Raw genomic sequence first — 1,992 nt, 5'->3', positions numbered from 1 at the left:
GTATAGAAATTCATTGAGTTTTCTCCGTTGGTTTGGTTGCCTATTAGGATAAACTCTGTTTATGCTAATTTGGAGGAGGCTCAATGAGTATCAAACGCATTAAATCGCTCGCAGGCTCGCTGGGACGCTAACACATGGGCTGCGTCACTTAGTTCCTAATTTTAGCCCATGTGTTATCGCCCTTTATGCGGGTGTTATAAGTCTAATGCGCCTCTCCACCTAAGGCTTACTCCCGTAGGTCATCTTTATAAAAAATTATGATTCTCTCTAATAATTGAATTAACTTTTCATATAACTTTAAAATCAACTAAAAATTAGTATATAGTATAAGAATGCAAAGTTTTTAATAAATTTGGTTTACTATGAGTTCAACAGAAAATAAAGTTTCTGATAATCCTCAAATCCCTAGATTTAGGAGGAAAACTATAGATGGTATTCAGGTACCTCCTACATATAATGAATGTGAAAGTTATGGGGATATGTCGTTTGAGTTCATTCGCACAGTTAAACCAAGAAAATTCGGGTTTAGTAGTAAGGGAGTGTATCTACATTGGAATGATTTTTACCATAGGTTTGATAGCGATTTTAAAGGAAAAAAGGTATGGGCTTGGTGGGCATTAAAGTTTAATAGAATGTTAGAGCAACACGCATCTTTAGTTTCAGAGGATAGTTCCGAAATGCGGTGGAGCCCAATAGCTTTAAATCACTATCCTCCAATGATTGAAAAAGCTTATAGGTTTGAGCATACAGGATTAACTGGTGATCAGAAAAAGTATATGCTTGTGAAAAGCTTAATCATGGAAGAAGCTATAACAAGTGCACAACTTGAAGGAGCTGCTACTACTAGAGCCGTCGCCAAGGAAATGCTCTCCTCAGGTCGTGCTCCAAGTGATGACTCCGAAAATATGATTTTAAGTAATTGGAATTTAATGCAGTTTGCTCTCGAAAACTTAGATAGAGAATTAAGTATTGAATTAATCCAAGAGTTTAATCATATAGCAACTGAAAAAGTTTGTGAGAATGAGCACATTCCTGGAGTATTAAGAGACAAAAAAATTGAAGTGGCAAAAAATAATGCTGAAGGAGAAGTCACTCATACTGCACCTGATGCAATGGTGGTAGAAAAGTTACTTGAAGATCTGTGTTTATATGCCAATACCACTCATGACAATATGAATTATATTCACCCTGTAATCAAAGCTATAGTTATACATTTCATGATTGGTTATATTCATCCTTTTTTGGATGGGAATGGAAGAACTGCCAGAGCACTCTTCTATTGGTATGCAATAAAGCATGGGTATGAAAACTTTCAATATATTTCAATTTCAGCTCTGATTAAAAAGAAAGCTAATGATTACGGAAGGGCTTATATAAAATCTGAAACAGATGGACTAGATTTAACCTATTTTCTTCAATTTAACTTAGAAATCATAATAGATGCACTAGGTGATTTTTCTGCTTATATCCAAAAGAAAATTGATGAAAATAGACACATGGTGGAGAAACTTTCAGAGTCACCTTTTTACGAACACTTTCAGCGTCAACATATAGATATAATATCTAAAGCCTTAAAAAACCCAGGTAGAGAATTTTCAGTAAAAGAAGTAGAACAAGATAATAATGTAAGCTCCACCGCAGCTAGAGGGTATTTAGACAAACTATATAAGCTTGATCTTTTACTAAAGTATAAATCGAATGGAAATAAATATACGTATTTTGCTCCAGCTAAACTGCAAGAAAAATTATTTCCAAAGATAAAGTAGACTTTGCAATTAGACAAGAAGAAATCAACGAATAGAACGACTTATAACAAGCCATTAAAGCAGGACAAATAACAGTTGGCTTTTGCTCGTGCCTAGCTATTTTAACCAACTATTATTTTGCCTCTTAATGAGGCTACATGGACTCCCCTTTGTCAAGCAATTGCTTTTTGGATAACAAGAAGATCTGACAGCAGCTCTACATTCGGCGTTTATTAGCTTTGTTACG

The 1,992-nt window shown here is 34.8% G+C and carries 1 protein-coding gene; it reads left to right on the top strand.

Annotation, left to right across the window (positions count from 1 at the left end; translation table 11 throughout):
* Positions 1-362: 362 nt before the first annotated feature.
* Positions 363-1,766 carry a Fic family protein gene (locus J3L16_RS15700; protein WP_207614009.1) on the top strand — a complete coding sequence of 468 codons (1,404 nt, stop codon included), beginning with the start codon at positions 363-365 and terminating at the stop codon, positions 1,764-1,766.
* Positions 1,767-1,992 lie beyond the last annotated feature (226 nt).

It is taken from the genome of Alteromonas sp. 5E99-2, assembly GCF_017368475.1.
Classification (GTDB): domain Bacteria; phylum Pseudomonadota; class Gammaproteobacteria; order Enterobacterales; family Alteromonadaceae; genus Alteromonas_F.
Note: the sequence above shows the minus strand (reverse complement) of the source record. Positions and strands in the feature narration are given on the sequence as shown.

What these genes read in the sequence shown, in the direction of transcription:
- J3L16_RS15700 (WP_207614009.1), top strand. Translation starts at nt 363, where the DNA reads ATGAGTTCAACAGAAAATAAAGTTTCTGATAATCCTCAAATCCCTAGA.